The 22,056-nt window shown below is 28.1% G+C and carries 15 protein-coding genes and 1 riboswitch; of the genes, 14 read left to right on the plus strand and 1 reads right to left on the minus strand.

What is annotated here, in order from left to right; genetic code table 11:
- From ABDZ71_RS00005 to megL, 12 genes are all read left to right on the plus strand, one after another.
- On the plus strand, positions 1-635 hold a 635-nt coding region (locus tag ABDZ71_RS00005; RefSeq protein WP_343757544.1), incomplete at its 5' end, for a peptidase domain-containing ABC transporter.
- Positions 636-808: 173 nt separating this feature from the next.
- A complete protein-coding gene (locus ABDZ71_RS00010; protein WP_343757547.1) occupies positions 809-2,152 on the plus strand; it encodes an HlyD family type I secretion periplasmic adaptor subunit in 1,344 nt (447 codons plus the stop codon).
- Positions 2,153-2,239: 87 nt separating this feature from the next.
- The gene (locus ABDZ71_RS00015) at positions 2,240-6,073 is read left to right on the plus strand and encodes a hypothetical protein (protein WP_343757549.1); all 3,834 of its coding nucleotides are present in this window, start codon (positions 2,240-2,242) and stop codon (positions 6,071-6,073) included.
- A gap of 315 nt (positions 6,074-6,388) precedes the next feature.
- A riboswitch (cobalamin riboswitch) is annotated at positions 6,389-6,577 on the plus strand.
- Positions 6,578-6,809: 232 nt separating this feature from the next.
- A complete protein-coding gene (locus tag ABDZ71_RS00020; RefSeq protein ID WP_343757552.1) occupies positions 6,810-7,130 on the plus strand; it encodes a CGGC domain-containing protein in 321 nt (106 codons plus the stop codon).
- A gap of 48 nt (positions 7,131-7,178) precedes the next feature.
- Complete coding sequence (locus ABDZ71_RS00025) at positions 7,179-8,201, plus strand: ABC transporter substrate-binding protein (protein ID WP_343757554.1); 1,023 nt, start codon at positions 7,179-7,181, stop codon at positions 8,199-8,201.
- Positions 8,202-9,281, plus strand: a complete 1,080-nt coding sequence (locus ABDZ71_RS00030) for a FecCD family ABC transporter permease (RefSeq protein ID WP_343757556.1) — start codon at positions 8,202-8,204, stop codon at positions 9,279-9,281. It begins immediately after the preceding gene.
- The gene (locus ABDZ71_RS00035; RefSeq protein ID WP_343757558.1) at positions 9,281-10,045 is read left to right on the plus strand and encodes an ABC transporter ATP-binding protein; all 765 of its coding nucleotides are present in this window, start codon (positions 9,281-9,283) and stop codon (positions 10,043-10,045) included. The genes ABDZ71_RS00030 and ABDZ71_RS00035 overlap by 1 nt, the downstream gene beginning before the upstream one ends.
- A gap of 414 nt (positions 10,046-10,459) precedes the next feature.
- Positions 10,460-11,152, plus strand: coding sequence for an iron-sulfur cluster assembly scaffold protein (locus ABDZ71_RS00040; protein WP_343757560.1), 693 nt, complete (start codon positions 10,460-10,462; stop codon positions 11,150-11,152).
- A gap of 21 nt (positions 11,153-11,173) precedes the next feature.
- Entirely contained in the window at positions 11,174-12,175 is a 1,002-nt protein-coding gene (locus tag ABDZ71_RS00045) for a GGGtGRT protein (RefSeq protein WP_343757562.1), read from the plus strand.
- 325 nt (positions 12,176-12,500) lie between these two features.
- Complete coding sequence (locus ABDZ71_RS00050) at positions 12,501-12,752, plus strand: hypothetical protein (protein WP_343757564.1); 252 nt, start codon at positions 12,501-12,503, stop codon at positions 12,750-12,752.
- Between the two features lie 406 nt (positions 12,753-13,158).
- A complete protein-coding gene (locus ABDZ71_RS00055) occupies positions 13,159-13,389 on the plus strand; it encodes an RpnC/YadD family protein (protein ID WP_343757566.1) in 231 nt (76 codons plus the stop codon).
- Positions 13,390-13,761: 372 nt separating this feature from the next.
- On the plus strand, positions 13,762-14,964 hold the full coding sequence (gene megL, locus ABDZ71_RS00060) for a methionine gamma-lyase (protein WP_343757568.1): 1,203 nt from the start codon (positions 13,762-13,764) through the stop codon (positions 14,962-14,964).
- Between the two features lie 53 nt (positions 14,965-15,017).
- On the opposite strand, the gene ABDZ71_RS00065 is transcribed toward megL, so the two are convergent.
- Positions 15,018-17,660, minus strand: coding sequence for a cation-translocating P-type ATPase (locus ABDZ71_RS00065; RefSeq protein WP_343757570.1), 2,643 nt, complete (start codon positions 17,658-17,660; stop codon positions 15,018-15,020).
- 891 nt (positions 17,661-18,551) lie between these two features.
- On the opposite strand from ABDZ71_RS00065, the gene ABDZ71_RS00070 reads away from it, so the two are divergent.
- Together ABDZ71_RS00070 and ABDZ71_RS00075 are read left to right on the plus strand one after the other, a co-directional pair.
- Entirely contained in the window at positions 18,552-20,327 is a 1,776-nt protein-coding gene (locus tag ABDZ71_RS00070) for a sigma-54 interaction domain-containing protein (protein WP_343757572.1), read from the plus strand.
- A gap of 256 nt (positions 20,328-20,583) precedes the next feature.
- On the plus strand, positions 20,584-21,882 hold the full coding sequence (locus ABDZ71_RS00075; RefSeq protein WP_343757574.1) for an L-cysteine desulfidase family protein: 1,299 nt from the start codon (positions 20,584-20,586) through the stop codon (positions 21,880-21,882).
- The last annotated feature ends 174 nt before the right edge of the window (positions 21,883-22,056 follow it).

The following is a 22,056-nucleotide window of genomic DNA, read 5'->3' on the forward strand; positions in this document are numbered from 1 at the left end:
AAGTTGTTGGAATAGTTGGAAGATCAGGTTCTGGTAAGAGTACGTTATCTAAGCTTATGCAAAGATTATATATACCTGAAAGTGGGAAAATAACCATGGATGGAGTAGATTTATCTTTAGCAGATCCAAGTTGGCTTAGACGACAAATAGGAGTTGTTCTTCAAGAAAATTGTCTTTTTAGTGGAAGTATAAAAGATAATATATGTATACATTATCCTCAGGCTACTATGGAGCAAGTAGTAGGATGTGCAAAACTTGCAGGAGCCCATGAGTTTATATTAGCACTTCCACAAGGATATGATACAGAAGTTGGAGAAAGAGGAGCAGCCTTATCTGGAGGTCAGCGCCAAAGAGTAGCAATAGCTAGAGCTTTAATAACTAATCCATCTATATTAATATTTGATGAAGCAACTTCAGCACTAGATTATGAATCTGAAAGGATAATACAAAATAATTTAAAATACATATGCAAGAATCGTACAGTTTTTATAATTGCTCATAGACTTTCAACTATAAAAGATTGTGATGGAATATTAGTTCTTGATAAAGGCAGTTTAGTAGAAGTAGGTTCTCATGAAAATCTTATAGAGAAGAAAGGGTTATATCATCATCTTTTTAGTCAACAAAGCTCTTAATTTACAGTATTAAATATGTAAGATTTTATATGGTTTTTGAACTAGTTTTATTAAAAAATAATTATCTTATTTTAAGTTTTATCAATAGGTTTATTTAATATAAAAAATCAATTAAAACAAAAACAGCTATGCATATAAGATTTTAGGAAACTAAAAATGGAGGAAGCTATAATATGAAATTATTTAAAAGAAAGAATGTTAGAACAGAATTTTTACCTTCAGCTATAGAAATAGTAGAAACTCCAGCATCACCTTTAGGTAAATTTTCTATATGGGCTATTTTTTTAATAGTTTTAGCAGCATTTATATGGTCTTTTAGTAAAGTAAATGAAGTTGCAACAGCAAGAGGAAAAGTTATACCAAGTGGAAATACAAATATAGTGCAATCTCTTACAGGTGGAACTATTAAATCTATAAATGTAAAAGAAGGAGAAGATGTTAAAAAAGGAGAGGTTCTTTTAACCATAGATGATGGACAGTTCAAAACTGATAAATCAAAACTAGAAAATCAATTAGAAGTTTTAAAAACAAGTAAAGATATTTTACAAGCTTATAAGGAAGGAAAAAAGCCAGATATAGATGTAAAAAAGTTTAAAGAATCTAAAGCTTTAATACTTGAAAAGTTAGGTTATAGCAAAACTATAGAAAGTATATATTCAATTGATTTAGAAAATACAGATATGGGCATAAATGATTCTAAAGAAGATATTTCTAAAACTCAAAAGAAATTAAGTGAAGAAGAAGGAAAACTATCTAAATTAAGAATTGAACTTCAAAATTTAGAAAATAATCAAAAGTCTAATGCTAATGAAGATGCTAATAAAGGTGAGGATAAAAAATCAGAAATAGAGAGAAAGAAAAGTGAAATAAAAAATTCGGAAGATAGAATAGAAAATATAAAGGAGAGTATAAAGGATAAACAAGACAATCTAAAAATTAAAGAAAATAATAAAGAAAAATATAAATTAAATCATAAACAGGAATTAGAAAAAGAATCAGTTAATGTACTTAATGCTATAGAAGAACATAAAAAAGCTATAGAAAAGGTAAACAAGCAGATGAAAGAGTTAATTATAAAATCCCCAGTAGATGGTAAAATTCAAAAATCTGCAGTAAATACTGTAGGAGGAGTGCTGCAAGCAGGTGCACCTATAATGCATATAGTTCCTAAAAATAAAGAATTAATAGTAGAAGCTATGATTTTAAATAAAGACATAGGATTTGTATCAAAAGACCAAAAAGTTCAATTGAAATTTGATACTTTTGATTTTCAAAGATATGGAACTATAGAAGGAACAATAACAAAGATAACTCCCGATGCAGTAGAAATAAATAATCAATCTATGTATAAAGCATCTATAAAACTAAGTAAAAAAGATATAAATATAAATGGTAAAGCACTGAAGTTTTCTCCAGGAATGACAGTAACTTGTGATATAGATACAGGAGAGAGAAGAATAATAGATTTCTTTATACCGGGAATCAAAGATGTTAAAAATTCTTTTAGATTAAGATAGGAATAGGTAAGGAGGTGATGGTTTATACCTTATAATACTTATATTTATTAAATTTATACTAATTGTAATTAGGGGGGACAAAACATTATGTACGATTATGAGGGGTACCAAGAAGCAAGAGAAATTTATGAAGCAGAACAAAGAAGAAGACAGGAAGAGGAAGCTCGATTAGAAGTGCAAAGAAAAGAAGAAGAACATAAAAGATTAGTAGAACAAAAAAGGCAAGAACAGCTACAGAAATTACTTACAACAACAGAACATACTGAGGATTTAGAAGGATTAAATATACAACAAATAGAGTCAGCTCCAAGAATACAACAAGAAGAAAGAATAAAAATGTTATCTTTTTTAAACAGTGGCAACAATGGTAGCAGTATTGATTCAAACCAAAACTCAGATAAAAATATTTTAATGCAATTTTTGGAAACGATTAAAAATGAGTATCATAAAGAAGAAGAAAGAGTTGATAGTCTTCAGCAGTATATAACTTCTGAAACTAATACGGCAACAGAAGAGCAAGAAAGATTTGCAAATGAGATAGCAGACAAATTATTTGGGGAATTTGAATTAACTGAAGAGGATAAGTTAGCTATAAAAAACTTAACAGGAAGAGAAAGAGTTGGACTTGCAGGATTAATTTATGGTGGTATAACAGGTGCTACCCAGCTACATACGCAAGCCACAGGACAATCTCATATAAAGGTAAGTGGACTACTTTCTAGATGGGTGAAAGATCCAGTTTCTATGCTAGCAATGGGAAATATAATTTATAAAGCAGTAAAGGATTTTGAAGATGGAGCTTCTACAACAGAAGTATTTTCATTTATATCTCAAGTATCTGTAAGCATGTTTAGTACAGCTAATTTTATAAATAGTTTTGTAGAAGCTAAGACAGAATCATTAACTAATGGAAAATCATTTTTAGAAACTTTAAGAGAAAAATATACAACCTCTAATATGTTAGAGCAAAAGTATAGATATACTTATAATTTTGACACAGATACTCATTCTCTTCAATCAACAAGATTTGTATCAAAAGATGTTTCAGATATAGTAGCTACAGATCCTATGGCAGGGGGTACATATAGACCTTTAAATCCTGATGGTGTTGTTCCACCTAAAGTGCCAGATGTTCCAAATGGAATAAATTTTGGTCACGGAAGTGTTTCAGATGTAGTAGCTACATCAGGAATTCAAGGCACATATAGACCTTTAGGTTCAGGCGTTGGAAATGTAGATCCACCTAAATTGCCAAGCCAATCATTAACTCCAGATGCTCCCCATGGTGGAAAAGGAGCAAAAATATTAGGAGGATTAGCAATAGCTGCTGATTTAGCCTGGGTAGGCTCTGCAATAGCTAACGTAGCAGATGGAGAAGCTAAACCTAGCGAAATAATGGATTTGGTAGGATCAGTAATTGCTACAGCAGGAGATGTTGTAGGATTAGCAGGAGGACCTATAGGAGAAGTAGTTGGAATGGCTATAAGTGCCTTAGGAGGAGTAGTTTCAGCAGCTGGTGGACTTGCAGATTTAAAGTCGGATTCAAGTCCAGCAGAAGTTGGAAGAGCAGTAGGAAATTTCTTTTTAGCTTTAAATCCACTACTGCCTTCAGTTGAATCCGTTGAAACAGCAATAGAGTATCAAAAGCTTAAAGATTCTGCAGATAATGAAGTAGATAGAATAATTTATGATGCTCTTCATAAAATAGCTTCATTAGATTGTACTCCTCTTATAAATTTAACTCATGGAATATATAATGAAGCAATAAGAGATGATGCAGCAGAGGAACTTAGAGATAAATTTGGTTCATTTGATAATATGATGAAACAGTACATTATTTCTGATTCGGAATTTCAGAATAATCTAAAAAATGTAGCTAACTTTTTAAAACAAAATGCTCATACAGATCATACACAATTTTTAACAGCATATCTTACTCCAGCTCAAGTTAAAGAAATATTTGGTGATGAGGCAGATTACAGAAGTGGGTATGATATAAGAAACATAGATACAAATTTAATGATTAAAGGACAGAAAGATGAAGAATTTTCCTATTATAGAGGTAGTGATGTATTTGAACTAAAAGAAGCTAGTGGATTAACTATACTTCCCGCAGGAGCTAGAATGAAAAATATAGGAGGACGAAAAGTATTAGATACTGTTTCTTTAGGCTATGGTATAGGAAGAAAAGTAATAACAGATGAAAGTGGTAAAGAAGTAAAAAACCCTAGAGTAATAGATACAGCAACTCGTATATCTTATAATAAAAGTCAATTACAAGCATTTATAAATGAATTTAAAAGACAACATACTGAAAGGTATATATCAGGATATACATCTGGTGGTTGTATACCGGGAGCTTGTGGCTTAGGCAGAGAACCTATTTATAGTGAAAGGGTAGATCCCCAGTGGCAAAATCCAGTAGTATGGCTTGATTTAGTTGATGACTTAAGTGGGGTAGAATTAACAAATCCGGAAAAACAATATGAAACTATGTTTCCAGAAATAAATAATAGAGTTATTTCAACTATGTCCGATGTAGTATATCCAAATATTAATCTAAGTGCAGGAGATGATGATGCAATATTTTCCGATGTTGTAAGAGCATATAATGGAGCACTTAGTGTAGTTAAGGTAAGAGCAGATGGTGGAGAAGGTACAGATATATTAGATCTTTCTGGTTTGAAAGAAAATGATGATCAAACATTTGATTTTAAGTACTCTGTAAAAGATAATAATTTAAGTTATCTAAGAAAAAATGGCGATGGGAAAGATTATGACTTAAGTTTTTCGAGTTTTGAAGAAATAAGACTTACTAAAGAAAATAATAGAATTTCTATGAAAGATGATTCTGATATTGTTTTAAATGAAGACCAAAAACCTAAAGAAATTAGAATAATAGGAGCCGGTGCTAAGGAAAATTATATAGATTTTTCAACTGTAGAAGGAGCATCACTTTATTTTCAAGGATCACTAAAGAGTACAAATAAAATTTCAGGTACAGAAAATAATGATGTAATAGGACTTTCAAAAGTTGAAGATGAAAGTACATTAGGGTCATTAACGGCTTATGGTAATAATGGTAACGACATGCTTCTAGGGGGAGATTTTAGGATAGCAGGAATGAGTAGTTTTGTTTCAGATGACTATGATGGTTGGCATGATTATGATAATGAAGTATATACTATAAATGTTAATAGAACTAGTCTTAGAAGATATGGTGGATCAATAAAGAACGAGCTTCATGGAGGAAATGGAAATGATTATATAAAAGGTCGTGGAGATTATAATGTGCTTTATGGGGATTCAGGTTCAGATATTATTCAAGGTAGCGATAGAAGAGGGCTTAATATATTAAGTGGTGGATCAGGAAATGATATTCTACTTGCTGGGAATTTTGACACTGAATTAAATGGTGATGAAGGTAAAGATACATTAAATGGTAATGATGGTAGAGATGTTATAAATGGGGGTACAGGAGACGACTATTTATCTGGTGGAAATGGAGCCGATAATTTTGTCTTTTCAAATGATTTTGGTAAAGATACTATTAAAGATTATGAATCTCAGGATAAACTAATTTTTGATAGTACTAGTGGAGTTTCTAGTATAAATGATTTAGTGTTTATGGAAAATGAAGAGCAAAATTACTTAGCTTTAATTCATGATTATGATGTAGTAAAAATCCAAGACTTTGATGATAGTAAAAGTTTAAATATTAGAATTGGAGATAAAGTAGTAGATTCTAATACTATAGAAAGTTTGATAGAAAGTTCAGTAGGATTCAATGATTATAAAGATGCTGTAGTATCTCAAATAGGCAATCTAAAAGAGAGAGAAAGAGTATTAAATTCAATTTCATATTCAACACAAAATCAATATTCTGCAGCTTTCAGTGGTTCAAATAATGGACAAGTATAAAGTTTATAATAATAAAAAATAGATTTAATGTAAAGTATATTAAAATATAAAATAACTTAGAATAAGTGTATTATAGATGATATTGTAGATTTTAATGTAAAATATATTTGTAAAAATTAAATGAAAATAATTTAAAACTGCTTATTAATTAATAAGCAGTTTTTTAACTTATTAAATATAGATTTATAAAAGGAATCTTATTAAATGATTAAAGAAAGAACTTAAATTTATATTGATTATATTTTAAAATTGTAAATAAATAACTTGCTTAAATTTCAATAATTATAGTATAGTATATTGTGGTAAGTTTAAAAATTAAATACTTAAGAAATAGGTTTAGTAGATATTTAATAACTGCTGATTAAAAGGGAAGTGGGTTAGAATCCCATGCGGTCCCGCCGCTGTAATAGAGAAGTTTCTACAATATTTGCCACTAGGAAACTGGGAAGGCTGTAGAAATGCTGATACTTGAGCCAGAATACCTGCCTATTTTAATACACTAAAAACTCTACGAGTGATAGGGGGTGTCAAGGTCGTGAAAAATAAAAAATATATAAGCGATTATTGAGCCCTTTAATTTTATATTAAAGGGCTCTTATTATTAATCAAATTAAAAAAATTAGTGAAATTATTAGGTTAAAAAGTAGGGGGATTACCTAATAAGAGTTTTATAAGTGCTGTATTTCGAAAATTCACAATTTTTGAATTAAATAAACTTAATTATAAGAGGTGAAATATGAAAATAGCAATTGGTGTATGTGAAAAAATAAATGGAATATGTACAACTATGGGATGCTTTAAAGCTTTAAATAATGTAGAAAAAAGCTTTAGTATTTATAAAAATGAAGATTTAGAGCTTGTGTCATTTTTTACTTGTGAAGCTTGTTCAAGTAATTCATATGAAAATTTAATTAATATAGCAAAAAAGTTAGGACAAGCAGGAGTTGAAAGATTGCATTTAGGTGTTTGCATCGTTAAATGTGAAAAGAAAAGAACTAAGGAAATAAGAAAGATATTTGAAGATTATAACATAGAAGTGATTGAGGGAACACATTAACTTAAAATAGTTAAAATTAAAATAATTATACATAAAGGAGAATTTAAAATGAAAAAGAAGGTAACCAGCATACTTTTAATAGCTTTTATGGTATTAGGAATTTTAGGAGTAACTGCTTGTAGTAATAAAACTACAAAAAAAGAAAGCAAAAATGATACAAATGTAGAGAAGAGTGATAAAAATTCTCATTATCCAGTAACAATTACAACTTATAATTATGCTAAAAAACCAATTAAGGTAACATTTGATAAAGCACCAGAAAAAGTTTTAGCAGTATATCAAAATTCAGTAGAGACACTTTTAGGATTAGGCTTGGAGGATAAGATTGTTGCAGCAGCAGCTTTAGATCATGACGTTAAACCAGAATATAAAGAAGCTTTTAAAAAACTAAAATATTATAAAAAAAGACCTACAAAAGAAGAGGTTGTAGGAATGCAGCCAGATTTTATATTAGGGTGGTACTCATTATTTAAAGAAAAAAGACTTGGAGATGTAGACTTTTGGCATGAAAAAGGTATAAACACATATATATCACAAAATAGTGGAGTTAAAAAGCCTAATACATTACAAAATGAATATGATGATATTTTAAATATGGGTAAAATATTTAATGTAGAGGATAAAGCTAATAAAATAGTTGATAACATGAAAAAAGAAATAAAAAAAGCAAAGGATTTTGTAAAAGGAAAAGAAAAGGTTAAAACAGTAATTTTAGAAGTAGAAAAAGATGGAGTATATAGAGTATATGGTGAAGATAGCATAGGTGGAGATGTAGCAAAACAAGTTGGAGCAGATTTAGTTGCAAATAAAAATGGAAGTATAGGTAATGAAGATTTAGTAAAACTTAATCCAGACGTAATATTTACTGTTTATTATGGAGACGAAATTGATAAAAATACAGCAGTAAATAAGTTTTTGCAAAATAAAGGACTTTCAAGTGTTTCAGCTATAAAATCAAAAAGAGTTAACCCTATAATGTTAAGTGAAGTTTATTCAAGTGGAATAAGAACTTTAGATGGAATAAAAACAATAACAAAAGGTTTGTATAAAGATTTAAAGGATGCTAAGTAAATGAGTAAAAATAATATTAAAAAGGGTTTGCTAAAAGCAAACCCTACTTATATAGTTGTTTCTATTTTACTTTTAATTATACTTATATTTTCAGTACTTTTAACAGTAACTATTGGGTCCTTTCATATATCTATAAAGGACGTTTATGAAATTATAATATTTAAAATCTTTGGTATTGGTAGTTCAGAAAATTTATCAAAGGGACCTATTCATGATATTGTATGGATTATAAGGCTTCCAAGAATTATTTTAGCAGTTGTTGTAGGAATAGGGCTTTCTGTTTGCGGAGTAGTTATGCAGGCAATTGTAAAAAATCCTCTTGCAGATCCTTATATACTTGGGGTTTCATCAGGAGCATCACTTGGAGCTACACTTTCTATTATGCTTGGGGTAGGAACTTTTTTTGGAAGTAATTATGTAGGTGTATCTGCTTTTATAGGAGCTTTTATAGTATCTATTTTGGTAATGATACTTGCAAATATAAAAGGAAGGGCAAATACAACGAAACTTTTATTAGCAGGGATGGCATTAAGTACTGTATGTTCAGCATTTTCAAGTTTTATTATATATTTTGCCGGTGATAAGGAAGGAATACAAAGCATAGCATATTGGCTTATGGGGAGTTTTGCTGGTGCAAAATGGGGAAACTTAAAAGTAATTATTCCTCTAATAATAATTATAACAGTGTTTTTTATAACTCAGTATAGAACATTAAATTTAATGCTTCTTGGAGACGAAGTTTCTATAACATTAGGAACAGATTTACATAAATATAGACAAATATATTTATTACTTACCTCTATAATTATTGGATTTATAGTATATTCATCAGGGGTTATAGGATTCGTTGGCCTTATAGTTCCCCATATTTCAAGAATGATATTTGGTACAGATCATAAAAGAATTATAATAATATCTGCATTAATAGGTTCAATATTTTTAGTATGGGCAGATGTTTTATCAAGAATAATAATAAGAGGAAGTGAACTTCCAATAGGAATATTAATTTCTATGATAGGTGCTCCATGTTTTGTATATCTTATGATAAGTAAATCCTATGGTTTTGGAGGTGAGGCTTAATGGAATTAAAAACTTTAGATATAGAGGCATATTTAGGTGAAAAACATGTTTTAAAAGGTATAGATATTCATGTGAAAGAAAAAGAATTTGTAGGAATAATAGGGCCTAATGGTAGTGGGAAAAGTACATTTTTAAAATGCATATATAGAATTTTAAAACCATTTAAGGGAACTATATATATAGATGAAACTAATATAAATAAAATTTCCATGAAAGAAAATGCTAAAAAAATGGCAGTAGTATCTCAAGAAAATAATTATAATTTTGATTTTAAAGTATCAGATATGGTTCTTATGGGAAGAGCTCCACACAAAAAGTTTATAGAAAAAGATAATGAATTAGATTATGAAATTATGAGAGAATCTTTACAAAAGGTAGGGATGTTAGATTACGAGAAAAGAAGTTTTGAAACATTATCTGGAGGAGAAAAACAAAGGATAATTCTTGCTAGAGCTTTAGCACAAAAAACAGAATGTATTGTTTTAGATGAACCGACAAATCATCTAGATATAAAAAATCAGCTTCAATTTATGTCTAGGGTTAAAAATTTAGGACTTACAGTAATATCAGCTATTCATGATCTTAATATAGCTGCTCTTTATTGTGATAAAATATATGCTATAAAAAAAGGCGAAATTATAGCATATGGCACACCAAAAGAAGTTTTAACATCAAAACTAATAAAAAACCTATATGAAGTTGAAGCAAAAATTTTAGAAGATAAAGAAACAGGAATTTTAAATATAATATATAAAAAAATATAAAGTTATAAAAATTATATAAAATTAATACTAAATTATTTGTTTTTAAGATTGATTTAAAAATTTGTTATAAAAGTTATAGAATTTTAAATCCTAAATTATATAATTTTTCTTTTTAACTTACATAAAAATAAATACATATATTGTAATTAATCCTAAAAATATCAATTTAATATGTATTTTATCCAAAAAAATTATTATGTAAATGTTTTAATTACAATTTTTTTGTTGAAATGTTATTGTACTAATGGAGTATATTTATTACAATAGAATAGTCAGGAAAAATGACAAATAGGATCATGCTTATAGTGGGAACTTAAAAGTCCCTGTGGGTCCTAAAGGTGTATACAGTAAAAATTATAATAATATAATTTATTATAGTAATAATTCATTTAAATACAGGAAGGAGAACAAAATATGATTTATTCAACAGAAGTTGAGAGAATGTGCCCTATAACTAAAGGAGCAAATCATCAATCAGCTCCAATTCCAGAAGAAGGAAAATGGGTTCGCGCAAAAGAGGTAAAAGATATATCAGGATTAACACATGGTATAGGTTGGTGTGCTCCACAACAAGGTGCTTGTAAACTTACTTTAAATGTTAAAGATGGTATTATACAAGAAGCTTTAGTTGAAACAATAGGATGTTCAGGAATGACTCACTCAGCAGCAATGGCATCAGAAATACTTCCAGGAAAAACTATTCTTGAAGCATTAAACACAGACTTAGTTTGTGATGCTATAAACACAGCAATGAGAGAACTATTTTTACAAATAGTATACGGAAGAACTCAAACTGCTTTCTCAGAAGGTGGTCTACCAATAGGAGCAGGTCTTGAAGACTTAGGAAAAGGCTTAAGAAGCCAAGTTGGTACTATGTATGGAACAAAAGCTAAAGGTACTAGATATTTAGAAATGGCTGAAGGTTATGTTACAAATGTAGCTTTAGATGAAAATGATGAAGTTATAGGATATAAATTTGTTCATCTTGGAAAAATGATGGAAATGATAGGAAAAGGAATGGATGCTAACGAAGCTAAAGAAAAAGCTACTGGACAATATGGTAGATTTGATGATGCTGTAAAAGTTATAGATCCAAGACACGAATAATATATAAGGAGGAAGAATGAAATGGCACTATTTGAAAGTTATGAAAGAAGAATTGATCAAATAACTCCTGTACTTGAAAAGTATGGTATGAAAAATATAGAAGAAGCTAAAGCAATATGTGATGAAAAAGGAATTAACGTTTACGATATCGTTAAATCAACTCAACCAATATGCTTTGAAAATGCTTGTTGGGCATACACATTAGGTGCTGCAATAGCTATAAAAAAAGGATGTACTAAAGCTGCTGATGCTGCTGAAGTTTTAGGAGAAGGTCTTCAAGCTTTTTGTATCCCAGGATCAGTTGCAGATGACAGAAAAGTTGGTTTAGGACATGGTAACTTAGCAGCTATGCTTTTAAGAGAAGAAACTAAATGTTTTGCATTTTTAGCAGGACATGAATCTTTTGCTGCTGCTGAAGGTGCTATAAAAATAGCTGAAAAAGCTAACAGAGTTAGAAAAGAGCCATTAAGAGTTATATTAAACGGTCTTGGAAAAGATGCTGCATATATAATTTCAAGAATTAATGGATTTACATATGTTGAAACTAAATTTGACTACTATACTAGTGAACTTGAAGTAGTTAGAGAAGTTCCTTTCTCAAAAGGACCAAGAGCTAAAGTTAAATGCTATGGTTCAGATGATGTTAGAGAAGGTGTTAAAATAATGCACAAAGAGGGCGTTGATGTATCAATAACTGGTAACTCAACTAACCCAACAAGATTCCAACATCCAGTTGCAGGAACATACAAAAAAGAATGTGTTAACATGGGTAAAAAATACTTCTCAGTTGCATCCGGTGGTGGTACTGGAAGAACTCTTCACCCAGATAACATGGCAGCAGGTCCAGCTTCTTATGGTATGACAGATACTATGGGAAGAATGCATTCAGATGCTCAATTTGCAGGATCATCATCAGTTCCAGCTCACGTTGAAATGATGGGATTGATCGGAATGGGTAACAACCCAATGGTTGGTGCTTCAGTTGCTGTAGCCGTTGCTATAGAAGAAGGAATGAATAAATAGTATAAAACTATATTAAATTAACACACGTTTTACTGATTAAATTCGGTAATACGTGTGTTTTATTTTTTGCCTATATTTTTTTAGCATAGAAGATTAAAATTCAAAATTTAAAATAGTATATATAAATCCTATGATTTTCTAGTAGGAATTTAAAGGATTTTTAGAAGTAGAAGATAGAAAAATATTTTTTTCAAATGTAGAACTTAGGTTATTGTAAATTTTTTTATTAGTAAAATAGATATAAAACATATTGGATAAAAAAGGTAATAGCTGCAATTATATAGAATAGTTATAATGCATGTGAAAATAAATAGAGGTGTTTTATATGGAGATAGAAGGACTATTGATGTTATCTTTAGTAATTTTAGCATTTTTATTAAAAAAAGTATTTCTAGCTAAAACAATAACTACTATATTAAGTACTTTAGTAGGTGTATTCAGTAATAGTTGTGGATTTACTATATTTTCAGTACTGTTTACCCTATCCATTTTCTATGTTAAAAAATGGATATTTGCTGATAATAAACATATAAATAAGAATAATAAGGTGATTTTTCTTGACGCTTATCATAAATAGGATATAGCGTTTTTTATTATTTAATAAATTATAATTTTATTAAGTAAAGATAAATAAGAGGTCATGTAAAATTTTATTATTGAAATATATATATTTCTTTTATTTAGATTTATAATAAAAAATAAAATATTCTAGATAACGAAATTTTTAAAAAACTGATGCTTTTATATTTAGATTATTAAATAAAAACTATTATTTTTTTATTAAATGTAATGAAAAAGAATACATTTTTGATATATAATAAAATAGTACAAGTAGTTTTCTTTAATCAGATTATATTAAATTTTAATCAAAATGCAAGTTTGATAAGTATATATGTTAAATAATGAATTATTAAATACATATACTTGTTAAAAGAAAAAAAAGCAGTCTACTAATAACAACAGAATTTTAAGGAGTTGATAAAATGGAGTGCAAAGAAAAATACTTTGATGATAAAATGAATCTGACAAATAAGGAAATAGAAGAAAGTTTAAAAAAAGCTATGGAAGAAGGTAAAAAACAAGGGATAAAAATTGGTAGAAAACAATCTCAAATTAAAATTATAACAAATTTATTAGCTATGGACATGGATTTAGATATAATATATAAAATTACTGGTTTAAGTTTAGAAGAAATAAAAGAGCTTATAAACTGAATTTTTTAATTCAGTTTAAACCGGTTAAGAATTTTCTTAAACACATTGTTAAATTTTATATTAAATGTTATAATCTTCATGTTGTATTAATTATATAAAATAGTTTATACATTTAAAGATATAATCTTAACTTTATAGTTATATTAAGTAAGATTTATATAACTATATATAAAAGAACAATCCTATCATAAAAATTCTTAAGAAGAAAATAGTATAAGTCTCATCACATGATATAAAAATAATTTTAATATTATAAGGTTTAATAAAAATAATATAAATTATACTACTACTATATGAATTTCACTCTAAATTAAGTTTGTTTACAAAAGATATTTATAAATTCTAAATTAAACATATAGAGGAGGATTTTATATGAAAAATATCGATAAAATGGGGTTTGCTACTAAATCAATTCATGGAGGCAGCATAAAGGATAAACAATATGGATCTTTAGCAACTCCTATTTATCAAACATCTACTTTTATATTTGATTCTGCAGAGCAAGGTGGAAAAAGATTTGCAGGAGAAGAAGAAGGATTTATATATTCAAGATTAGGTAATCCTACATGCATACAAGCAGAAGAAAAAATAGCACTTCTTGAAGATGGTGAAGCTTGTGTATCGGCAGCGTCAGGTATTGGTGCTATATCCTCAGCACTATGGACAGCACTTAAAGCTGGTGATCATGTAGTTGCATCTGATACCTTATATGGTTGTACGTTTTCTCTTTTAAATCATGGTGTTACAAAATTCGGAATAGATGTAACTTTTGTTGATATGTCAAATTTAGAAGAAGTTAAAAAAGCTTTAAAACCTAATACTAGAGTAGTTTATTTAGAAACACCGGCAAATCCAACTTTAAAAATAACAGATATTCAAAAAATTTCAGAGTTATCTCATAGTAATAACAAAGATAGTTTAGTATTTGTAGATAATACATTTTGTACTCCTTATATACAAAAACCTTTAAATTTAGGAGCAGATGTAGTAGTTCACTCTGCTACAAAATATTTAAATGGTCATGGGGATGTAGTAGCAGGTTTTGTAGTAGGTAAAAAGGATTTTATAAGTCAAGTAAGGTTATTTGGAATTAAAGATATGACAGGATCAGTTCTTGGTCCATTTGAAGCATATCTTATAATAAGAGGACTTAAAACATTACAAATAAGAATGGAAAAACATTGTAGTAATGCAATGAAAGTAGCTAAATTTTTAGAAGGACATAAAGCAGTAGAAAAGGTTTATTATCCAGGACTTGAAAGTTTTAAATATTATGAATTGAGTAAAAAACAAATGAAATTAAAAGGTGCTATGATTTCTTTTGAATTAAAAGGAGGATTAGAAGAAGGTAAAGTTGTTATGAATAATGTGAATTTATCAACTTTAGCTGTAAGTCTTGGAGATTCAGAAACATTGATTCAACATCCAGCTTCAATGACTCATTCACCATACACAGCTGAAGAAAGAAAAGCTGCAGGTATAAGTGAAGGTCTTGTAAGATTATCTGTTGGACTTGAAGATTCTGAGGATATTATAGAGGATTTAAAACATGCATTAGATTTGATAGTTAAATAGATTAAAAACCTACCTTAATTTAATTATATAAGGTAGGTTTTTTAATATATATTTTAAGCTTTAAATTCTTTTGTTAGTGATTTATTTAATTTTACCCTATCATTAACTGCAAGTTTATAAGCTTGAATTATTACTGTAGGTAAAAAAGCTAATATATATATCCATGCAAAATGTTCTACATTAAGAGGAGCAATTTCAAATAGTTTCTTTAAAGGATTGAAAGATAATACTGAATTTAATAATATGAATCCAGTTATAAATGCCATCCAGGTATACTTATTAGAAAATAATCCAATTTTAAATATAGAATTTTTACATCTACAGTTAAATCCATGAAATAATCTACCTAAACATAAAGTTGCAAAGGCCATAGTCATTCCAAGTTCTGTTCCCATATTAGATAACCCTATATGGAAAGCTATCATAGTAAATATAGTTATTAAAATACCCTCTACAGTTATAGCTTTTAAGAAATCATTAGTGAGAATAGGTTCGTCTATATCTCTAGGTTTTTCATTTAATAAGTTACTCTTAGTATTTTCAACACCAATTGCTATAGCAGGTAAACTATCTGTAAGTAAGTTTATAAATAAAAGATGTACAGCGGCAAAAGGTACCGGTAGAGCCATTAATGAAGCATACAATACGGATAAAATACCAGCAGTGTTTCCAGAAAGCAAGAATCTTATAGAATTTTTTATGTTAGCATACATACTTCTACCATTAGCAATAGATTTAACAATAGTTGCAAAGTTATCATCTGTTAAAATCATTGAAGCAGCATTTTTAGAAACTTCTGTACCAGTTATACCCATTGCAATACCAATGTCAGCTTGTTTTAGTGCAGGAGCATCATTAACACCGTCACCTGTCATAGCAACAATTTTATTTTTTTCTTGCCATGCTTTTACTATCCTTATTTTATGTTCTGGAGAAACTCTAGCATATACTGAAATGTTTTGAACTCTTTCTCTTAACTCTTCATCACTCATGTTATTAAGTTCAATGCCTTCTATTGCTTCATCTCCATTTCTTAATATTCCAATTTGAGAAGCTATAGAAGATGCAGTTATTTTATGATCTCCAGTTATCATTACAGGTTTAATTCCAGCTTTAATACATTCTTTGACAGCTTTAAATGATTCTTCTCGTGGTGGATCAATCATTGAAATTAATCCTAAAAATGTGTAGCTGTTTTCGTCATCTACAGAAAGATCTTTATTTTCATTTATTTCTTTATAAGCAAAGGCTAAAACTCTTAAGCCCTTTTGTGAAAATTCATAATTTGTATTTTCAACTTTTTCTTTATCTTTGTTTGTAAATTCTCGTATACCATCAGATGTTTTTATGTATTTTATCCTTTTTAGAAGTACGTCAACAGCACCTTTTGTAATCATAAGGTGCTTACCATTAATTTTATGGGATGTACTCATAAGTTTTCTATTTGAATCAAAAGGTATTTCAGAAAGTCTTTCATATTGAGATCTTAATTTAAGTTCATCTAATGAATAATCTTTCCCAAGTTCTACAAAAGCGATTTCTGTAGGATCACCTATTTTTTTGCCCTGTTGAAAAGTTGAGTCATTACAAAGAATAGAAGATTTCATTAAGAAGTTTTGTATGTTGTCTTTTAAATCAAATTCATTATGATTAAATACTTTATTATCTGTATATATTTTTTGTACTGTCATTTTGTTTTGAGTAAGGGTTCCTGTTTTATCAGAACATATAACAGAAACACAACCTAAACCTTCTACAGCTTTTAGTTTTTTTACAATAGCATTTTCTTTAGCCATTTTTTGAGTCCCAATTGCAAGTACGATGGTTACAATTGAACTTAAAGCTTCAGGAATTGCAGCTACAGCTAATGCTATAGCAAACATTAAAGAGTTTATAATAGTGGCACCTCTATAAAGGTCCAAAAGGAAAATTAAAGCTGATATTATTAAAATTATCATAGAAAGTTTTTTACCAAAGTTATCTAAGCTAACTTGAAGAGGAGTTTTCTTTTCCTCTGTGTTTTCCATAAGTGAAGCAATTTTACCAATTTCAGTTTTCATACCAGTTGCAGTAACTACTATAATAGCTCTTCCGTATGTAACAAAACTACCAGAAAATATCATATTCTTTTGATCGCCAAGAGCAATTTCATCTTTTGATATAATATCAGAAGTTTTAAGAACGCTTTCAGATTCACCAGTTAAAGAACTTTCATTAACTTGAACAGAGTAGTTTTCAATTATTCTTCCGTCAGCAGGTACTGAATCACCAGCTTCTAATATAAGAATATCACCAGGTACTAAATCTTTTGATAGTATTTCAATTTTTTTACCATCACGTACAACTTTAGCATGGGGAGAGGATAGTTTTTTTAAACTTTCTAGTGATTGTTCAGTTTTTACATGTTGGACTGTACCTAGTACTGCATTTAATGTGATAACAGCAAATATTACGATAGTGCTCTCAACACTTCCAGTCATCATAGACACTATTCCAGCTATTATAAGTATAATTACTAGAAAATCTTTGAATTGTTCTAAAAATACCTTAAATGTACTTTTCTTTTTTGCTTTTACTAATTCATTGTACCCATATTTTTCTCGCTCTTTTTGTATCTTTGAAGAATCTAAACCAGTTTTATCTACGTTAAAATGATCTAAAGTTTCTTCAATAGATTTTTGAAAATACTTTTCCATTAAAGTTTCCTCCTTTAGTTTTAAAATTAGAATGCTTTAAGTATTTATTTAAAAAAGTTTCCTTTTAATTAAAGATAATTAAAGTTAATATTTAAAAGGTAGATTGGTATTCATATAGTTACTTATTTATTTGCATTAATTTGCTATTTGTAAAATACCTAAAATTTGTAAATAGCTTATGACAAACAAAAAAGACCCTTAATATAATTCTCAAAACATTGAAGAACTATATTAAAAGTCTTGTAACCAAAATTTGGTATATAACACCAGGTTAGAAAACCAACCGGGAATGTTGATGTTATATTTTATACTACTCCCTCTTAATAAAATAGTAATATTTAACTTAACTACATAATATAACTTTTCAAACTGGTTGTCAACAAAATTTTAAAATGAAAACAGATACATAATGTTAAAAATCTGTAAAGAAGATATACCTTAGATAATAGTTAAGAGACTTTTTAAGTTTTATATAAAAATATAAAATTACAATATTTAAAAGTTATTATTAACTTTTAATATTTGTAAATTAAATCTTTAGTAGTGTAGGTACAAGCTTTAGGGTATAATTATATTAATAGAAAAATGAATTTGTTACATTTTAATACAGATATAATATAAAGGGTGAAATTTAAAAAGATGATAAATATGAAGATAAAAGTTTAAAAGATTCTAGAGATAATAAATAGTTATCAATCTTTATAATGTAACTATTAGATAAGAGTAATTGTTTTTTTAAAAAAATTAGTAAAGGGAGGAGGAGTTACATTAAAGCTAATTAGTATATTTAAAAGGAATATTAATCCTTTAATAAAACTAAATTATAAATTTTAAATAGATATATAATTGTTAAAGTATATGAATACTTAATGCTTTATGTAACGAATAAGTGTGTCTTTAAATAATATAAAGGATTCTGTTCAAGAGGTAGCTGAAGCTATAGCTACAGTTTTAAAAGTTGATGTTACTATAATTGATAAGAATTTTAATAGAATTGCAGCAACTGGTAAGTATAAGAAACTTATAGGAAATAAAATACCTGGCAAATGTTTATTTGAATTAGTTATAAAAGAAAAGAAACCTAATCATATAAAAAGATATTTAAAAGATAATCAAAAGAAGATAAATCCATCTGTATGTGAAAATTGTGAAGCAAAGGATAGATGCACAGAATATGCAACTATTGGTTATCCAATAATAATGAATGATGAAGTAATAGGGGTAATCGGTATAAATATTTTTAATGAAAAGCAACTTAATGTAATATCTGAAGAATTTAATTCTATGATAACATTTTTAAATAGATTAAGTACCCTTATTGTAGGAAATATTATTTATAATGCTACTATAAAGAAATTAGAGATTCAAACGGAAGAAACTAATCATATAATAGATAGCTTAAGTGATGGAATAATTTGCGTGGACAACAATGGAGTTTTAAAATATATCAATCAGAAAGGAAAAAGACTTTTAGGTATTAAAGAAAAAACATTAGTAAATACAAATATCAAAGAGATACTTTCAAATTTTAATACCAAATTTTTAAATAAAGAATATAAAGGAAAGAGAATAAGTATTCATCATAAAAATCAAAGTTTTTTGATTAAGAGTAGCCCAATTATATTTAAAGGTGAAAGAGTAAGTAATATAATAGAATTTAATAAAAAAAGCTATGAAGTACAAGCTGCTTATAAACTTTTTGCTAGCAGTAAAATTGTAGAATTTGAAGATATATTAGGAAATAGTAATAGCATAAAAAATGTAAAACTTATTTCTAAAAATATTGCTAAAACTGATTCTACAGTACTTTTAAGAGGAGAAAGTGGCACAGGTAAGGAACTATTTGCAAGGGCTATACATTTTGAAAGTGAAAGATGTGATGCTCCTTTTATAGCAGTAAATTGTGCTTCTATTCCAGATAATTTATTAGAAAGTGAATTCTTTGGATATGAAGGAGGTGCTTTTACAGGAGCTAAAAGAGAAGGACAGATGGGGAAATTTGAACTTGCAAATGGAGGAACTATATTTTTAGATGAAATAGGAGATTTACCATTGCATCTTCAACCTAAAATATTAAGGGTACTTCAAGAACAAAGTTTTACTAAAATTGGTGGTAAAGAAGAAATTTGTGTGGATGTTAGAATAATAGCCGCTACCAATAGAGATCTTGAAAGCATGGTTAAAAACATACAATTTAGAGAAGATTTGTATTATAGATTAAATGTAATTCCCATTTATCTTCCTAGTCTTAAGGATAGAGGAGAAGATATAATATTACTTAGTGAATGTCTTATGAATAAGTTTTGTATAAGATATAATTTATATACAAAGGAACTTTCAGAGGAAGTAAAAGATAGTTTTAGAAATTATGATTGGCCTGGAAACATAAGAGAACTTGAAAATGTAATAGAATATATAGTAAATACTACAAAAGAAAATGTAATATATAATGAGCAGTTACCAAAATGTTTTAAAAGATTGAGAGAAAAAAGAAAAAATAATAGAAGTCTTCAAGATAGAATTTGTCAGTATGAAAAAGGCTTATTAATATCAATGATAGATGAATATGGTGAAGATGGAAAAGGAAAAGAAAGAATTGCTAAAGAATTAAATATTAATTTGTCTACTTTATATAGAAAATTGAAAAAATACAATTTGCAAAAATGAGAATTTTTTTTGCAATAGTGCAAAAAACCTTAATCTGAATGTATGAAGAGTTAAAATATATAAGTAACCATATTGAATTTTGCAAAAATGCAAAAAATAATATGGTTACTTTTTTATTGAAAATTAAAAAAATAATAAATAAATAGTGAAGTTTAAGGGGTTTGAGGTAACTGAAAGTATAATTTGAAAACTTTGGCATATTTATTGCTAGGTAATATATGTAGAGCATTAAAATTTATGGGGGAGTGTATTTAAGATGTTAAAGCTATCAAAGAAAGAAATAACTGATGAATTACTTGAGTTAATAAAAAATGAAACTAAACCAGCTATAGGCTGTACTGAGCCTGTAGCAGTAGCTTTTACTGTAGCTGCAGGCAGAAAATATGTTAAAGGTGAAATTCTAAAAATAGATTTAAAAGTAAGTAAGAATATATTTAAAAATGGTAAATCAGTTACTATACCAAATACAGAAGTTTGTGGTTTGGATGTTGCTGGTGCTCTTGGAGGTATATGCGGAGATCCAGAAGAAGGGTTATTTGTTTTTAAAAATGTAAATGATGATTACTTAAAAGAAGCTAAAGGAATGATAAATAGAGGAGAAGTAGTCTTAGATACTATTGAAAATACTGATCCTGTTTTTGTAGAAGCTATTTTAAAGGGAAAAGATGAAGAAGTTACTGTGTTTTTAAAAGGCGGACATACTAACATAGTAAAAATTATTGTAAATGGTAAGATAGTATTTGAAAAAAAAGAAGAAGGTAAAGAAGATAACAAAGATTGCAATTTTATGAAAGACATCACTTTAAAAGAGCTTAGAGAAATTTCAGAAGACATTAATATAGAAAAATTGGATTTTATAATAGATGGAATAGATATGAATAAAAAGGCTTCAAAGGAAGGATTAGAAAGAGAGCAAGGCTTAACTTTAGGAGCATCTCTTTTAAAGTTACAAAAAGAAGGAAAAATAGGTAAAGATTCAGCAACTCTAGCAAGAATTTTGACTGCTGCAGGTGCAGATATTAGAATGAGTGGAGGAATGTGTCCTATAATGACAAGTGGAGGAAGCGGAAATCAAGGATTAGGTGTAATTATACCTATTACTGTAGTAGCAGAAGATATAAAAGCTTCCAAAGAAAAACTTTTAAGGGCAGTATTTTTTGGTCATGTAGTAAATAACTTTGTAAAAAAATATACAGGAAAATTATCTGCAATTTGTGGTTGTGCTATAGCAGCAGGAATAGGGGCTACGGCAGGAATAACATGGCTCTTAGGTGGCAAAGATAAGGAAATAGAAGGTGCTATTTCAAATATGCTTGCAAATCTTACAGGAATGGTATGTGATGGAGCTAAAGGTAGTTGTGCTATAAAGCTTTCAACATCAGCATCTGAAGCAGTTATATCAGCTTATTTAGCTTTAAATGATATAATAGTTCCTAATAATACAGGAATTATAGGAAGTTCTGTTGAAGATACAATAAATAATCTTGGAATGTTATGTAAAGATGGATTCTATAAAGCTGATGATGTAATGCTTTCTATAGCTTGTAGTAAATAGTAGTTAGTAATTTTATAAAAAAGAAACTTTAATGATATAGTTTTTATTATAATATATTAATTTAATTAAAAGACTGATGTATGTAATGCATTGGTCTTTTGTATTTTTATAGATTAAGTAAAATTAAAAGAAATAAAATTTTTATTTATATTTAATTTAAAAATATTGAGATAT

It is taken from the genome of Clostridium oceanicum, assembly GCF_039521385.1.
GTDB lineage: Bacteria > Bacillota > Clostridia > Clostridiales > Clostridiaceae > Clostridium_F > Clostridium_F oceanicum.

Coding starts and splice junctions, on each gene's coding strand:
- ABDZ71_RS00050 (WP_343757564.1), top strand. CDS start 12,501: ATGGAGATAGAAGGACTATTGATGTTATCTTTAGTAATTTTAGCATTT.
- ABDZ71_RS00010 (WP_343757547.1), top strand. CDS start 809: ATGAAATTATTTAAAAGAAAGAATGTTAGAACAGAATTTTTACCTTCA.
- ABDZ71_RS00075 (WP_343757574.1), top strand. CDS start 20,584: ATGTTAAAGCTATCAAAGAAAGAAATAACTGATGAATTACTTGAGTTA.
- ABDZ71_RS00055 (WP_343757566.1), top strand. CDS start 13,159: ATGGAGTGCAAAGAAAAATACTTTGATGATAAAATGAATCTGACAAAT.
- ABDZ71_RS00040 (WP_343757560.1), top strand. CDS start 10,460: ATGATTTATTCAACAGAAGTTGAGAGAATGTGCCCTATAACTAAAGGA.
- ABDZ71_RS00015 (WP_343757549.1), top strand. CDS start 2,240: ATGTACGATTATGAGGGGTACCAAGAAGCAAGAGAAATTTATGAAGCA.
- ABDZ71_RS00065 (WP_343757570.1), bottom strand. CDS start 17,660: ATGGAAAAGTATTTTCAAAAATCTATTGAAGAAACTTTAGATCATTTT.
- ABDZ71_RS00035 (WP_343757558.1), top strand. CDS start 9,281: ATGGAATTAAAAACTTTAGATATAGAGGCATATTTAGGTGAAAAACAT.
- ABDZ71_RS00030 (WP_343757556.1), top strand. CDS start 8,202: ATGAGTAAAAATAATATTAAAAAGGGTTTGCTAAAAGCAAACCCTACT.
- megL (WP_343757568.1), top strand. CDS start 13,762: ATGAAAAATATCGATAAAATGGGGTTTGCTACTAAATCAATTCATGGA.
- ABDZ71_RS00045 (WP_343757562.1), top strand. CDS start 11,174: ATGGCACTATTTGAAAGTTATGAAAGAAGAATTGATCAAATAACTCCT.
- ABDZ71_RS00025 (WP_343757554.1), top strand. CDS start 7,179: ATGAAAAAGAAGGTAACCAGCATACTTTTAATAGCTTTTATGGTATTA.
- ABDZ71_RS00020 (WP_343757552.1), top strand. CDS start 6,810: ATGAAAATAGCAATTGGTGTATGTGAAAAAATAAATGGAATATGTACA.